The following is a 4,001-nucleotide window of genomic DNA, read 5'->3' on the forward strand; positions in this document are numbered from 1 at the left end:
TATACCATTTACATCATATGCGATTATGCCCACCAGAATAGCAAATAATGTTGTGGGTATACAACAAGTTGCAATTTCAATATTAATCACTTTAATATTCACAATAGTAATGTATAAATTAGCAGCAATTACTTATGAAAAAAATGCCTTTTCATACTCAAAACAAGGATTTTTTAAAAACATATTTTTATCTGTTCAAAATAATTTATCAAAAAAGCTCACTAAATAATTTATTCTTTATATAGTTTGTCAACGAGAATAGCATTCAGCCTACTTAACATAATGTCGATTACCGAAAGTAAAAAAGACCAGTCCCCAAATTTGGGGGCTGGTCTTTCTTTTATGATAAGCACACTTGCTCAATTTGGACTCAAACAATTGGTCTACTTCTCAGAAAGCTGTTTTCAAGCCATTCTGGTTTTGTGAAAAAATCAATTCTGAGAATGTTTATGAGACTAAATTTCTAAAAAAAAAACGAAACGGGTTTCACCTCGTTTCGTTGACCATGATAATTTAGCACACGCCAAAATTTGGCATCACCATGGCTCGTTTATGTTTCCATAATACCAGAATTATTGATTACGTAAGAAACAAAAAAACGATGATTTTGATTTTTTTCTCGTCAGCAAAAAGTCAAAAACAACACTTGTCGGTGTTGGCATAAAAAGTCAATTTGGACTCAAATTGACGACAAACAATTTTCTCTTTTGGGCTCATTTTTTATAAATTTTTTTGTGTTACTCATGTAACACATGTGTATTACATGAGTAACACATTTCGGAAAAAGTGCATGCACTGGGATTGCCCGCACAGCGGGGTTAAGGCACAATGTGCCGACAATCCCCCTTAACCTGTTACAACTCAATTTTTGATAATGACACTGTTTTTTAGGGCGAAAAAAATTAGCAACATCGTGAAGCTATTTTCCGATTTCAACCGAACAAGCAAAATGATTTTAACGATCAATTTTCCCTTTGAACGAAAACAAAACTTGCCAAAAACCTCCCATCCAGTCCAGTAAAAAAGATTTTAGCGCGAAATTGGCAAAATGAAATTCTTACTGTCGGTATTTTTTTGATGATTTTAACCCAAACACTTTTTTCATTTTTAGCTATTTTTAACGCATGCTATAAAAATAATTTTGATGAAATGAAGAGGTTTTCTGAAAGAATAAATAATCAAAAACAAGCTAAAATAATTTTACGAATAACATGCCAAATAGTTTTTTCTAGTGATGACCTAACGGTCATCTGGCCTACTTATTTGCTGTGAAGTCTAACGACTTCATGCGCAAACAACGCAGGATCTTTTTTTCTTTATCCGAAAAACATTTCTTTATCAATCAATTTGTTTTAATCTATTTTCTCTAAAAAACCAAAAGACTTTACTTGACTTTCGCACTAACCCCAGCCAAGGGCAGCAAGTTGTTTTGAGCAGAGAGAGCCCTTAGGTAAATCTCAAAAAAGAGAATACTTAAGGGCTTTTCCAAGGTATAGCTAAGAGCCATCGCTTTGGTCAAGTCGCTAACATCGTTTAAAGAGCATTCTGCCCACTCTCCCGTCTTTGACGGGTTATGCTTAGCCAGACTTCCGCTCTGAGCTTAAAACGTCTCTCAGAGCCTCTCAGGTGCTAATCTGAGAGCCACTACTTTGCCAATCACTTGCTGGGCGAGCCAACCCATGTCCAATTATTCATTGCCCAGTTGCGTGCTAAGCAACCTTTGGACGTGGTTTGGACGGAACACTGCCTCCCTCCTTACGGGTACACGCCTGTCCCGTATCAGCCTTATAGGATAACAGCCCTAAGGAAATCAAAAGCCGTCACAGTAACTAAAAAGGAGACCGCCTAGCTGGTTGCTATGCGATCTCCCAAATGTTTATTTTGGTTGATTATTTATTCTTCAAACGTTAGAATATTTCGTATAGGGGAGACCCGTTGAAATTGTAAGAAGATAAATGCATGGCAACTGTTGTGGCAGTTACTGTGCAGGCCATCGAGAACCTTGCCGGGTTCTTGATGGCCTTTTTTCGTATTCAAATGTTTTAGCTCTCGCTGATAAGGCAATCATAGCAATACTTTGAGATTTTGCCAAGAAAAATCTCAAATTCATTTAAGAGAGTGTCTCCTATTTGTGTCTCCAAAAGTGTCTCCTTATGGGATAATGAGACACATGAAAAGAGACACTTTTAAACTAACAACAACCGAGCTTGCAAATGAGGTTGGATTATCACGGTCTTACCTTTATAAAAAGGCTAAAAACATAGGCTTAGAGCTAAACGGGCAATATACAAAAGAAGACCTAAAAAAATTAAAAAACGGGACTAAATCACACAAAAAAAGTGTCTCCAAAAGTGTCTCCTCACAAGAAAAGAGACACGCAAAGGAGACACTTAAAGGAGACACTTTTTCTGTTATAGAAAAAGAACTTAGAAACCAAATATCGGATTTACAAAAACAAATATCAACACAAAATGAGCAACTGAAAGCCAAAGATGAACAAATAAAAATGGCCAATCAACTTGCCGATCAATCTCAAAAACTCCAAGCTGACTTACAAAAAAAGCTAGATAGAAATAACGAAAAATTATTAAACGTTAATCGTACTAAAAAAGGGTTTTGGTCACAAATTTTACATCGATTTTAAAACGTAGTCTTTAAAATTTCTCTACAACAAATTAATCTTAGTTCTTTATAGTACTGAATGAATCCCTTAAAAATAGAATTTTTATTGAAAATATTCAGGATTATTAGATATAATAATTATGTGGTATAAATCACAAAATATAGAAGAGAGGAGATATATTATGCCTTTTTTGATTGCAGGTGCAACAGTTGCAGCTTTGATGTGGTTTAATTCACCAAAGGCTAGCTAAAATAGTGTGGGAACCCTTGGGTTCCTTTTTTAATACACTATAAAAATTTGAGAGAAAAATAGAAGATATTATGCTTAATGTTCAAAATATTACAAAAAAATATAACAACCTAACTGCCGTTTCTAATGTTTCTTTTCAACTAAATAGAGGTGAAATTTTAGCTATTATTGGAAAAAACGGAGCTGGGAAGTCGACAATTTTTAAGTCTATACTCAACTTTATCCAGCCAGAAAGTGGGAATATAACCCTAAACGGATCAACAATATCGGATGAATCTAAAGACTTAATCGGCTATATGGCCGAAGAACGCGGACTATTTTCCGATATGACAATAGAACAAGTAATTCTATATTTTGCTGAACTTCATAATTATGATAAAAAAAAAGCAAAAAAAAATCTGTCGAAATGGCTTGAATTACTATCTGTGAAAGGAAAACTATCGGATAAAATATCTTCACTTTCTAAAGGGAATCAACAAAAAGTACAATTGATTACTACTTTAATCCACGAACCTGAACTACTAATTTTAGATGAACCATTTTCCGGTTTAGATCCTGTTAATACAGATAAACTAATTAATTTACTCTTATCGCTTAAAGAAAATGGAACAACTATTCTTTTTTCCTCACACAATATGGAAAACGTAGATAAAATATCTGATGAAATAATTCTTTTAACGGACGGGCATATTGCTTTATCTGGTAATTTATTTGATGTCCGGGAGTCATTCGGACGACGTAACCTTTATATTGAAAATGGTTATTCTTATGAGGAGGCTATCCAGTTAGAGGGAATTCAAAAAGTAACAGTAGATTCCCCTGGTTTACAGCTATCCTTTGTAAATGATTCATATGCCAAACAGACATTAATGACAGCACAAAAAAGATTTAACTTAACTGGATATCGTTTGTTTAGTCCTAGCTTAAATGAAATATTCAAAATAACAACGGAGATAAACAAATGATTCATAAAATATTTGCTGTTGCTAGACAGGTTTTTCTTCAAAAAATTACTAAATTCTCTTATTATTGGATGATTGTACTTCCGATACTTCTAGCTATTGTGGGGATCGCATTTCAGCAATACTCTCAAAAAGAATCAAAATCATCTACAGAAAGTAAGCCGATT

Annotated in this window: 2 protein-coding genes and 1 pseudogene; all 3 read left to right on the forward strand. The window is 34.1% G+C overall.

Features of this window, described 5'->3' with window-relative positions:
* Positions 1–229: pseudogene (locus tag FT12353_RS08430) on the forward strand (hypothetical protein); the annotation flags it as partial.
* Between the two features lie 1,941 nt (positions 230–2,170).
* Positions 2,171–2,644 (forward strand): hypothetical protein, encoded by a 474-nt coding sequence (locus FT12353_RS08435; protein ID WP_203619398.1) that lies wholly within the window; start codon positions 2,171–2,173, stop codon positions 2,642–2,644.
* A gap of 299 nt (positions 2,645–2,943) precedes the next feature.
* On the forward strand, positions 2,944–3,837 hold the full coding sequence (locus FT12353_RS08440) for an ABC transporter ATP-binding protein (RefSeq protein WP_203619399.1): 894 nt from the start codon (positions 2,944–2,946) through the stop codon (positions 3,835–3,837).
* The last annotated feature ends 164 nt before the right edge of the window (positions 3,838–4,001 follow it).

It is taken from the genome of Fructobacillus tropaeoli, from assembly GCF_016860625.1.
GTDB classification, from domain to species: Bacteria; Bacillota; Bacilli; order Lactobacillales; family Lactobacillaceae; genus Fructobacillus; species Fructobacillus tropaeoli.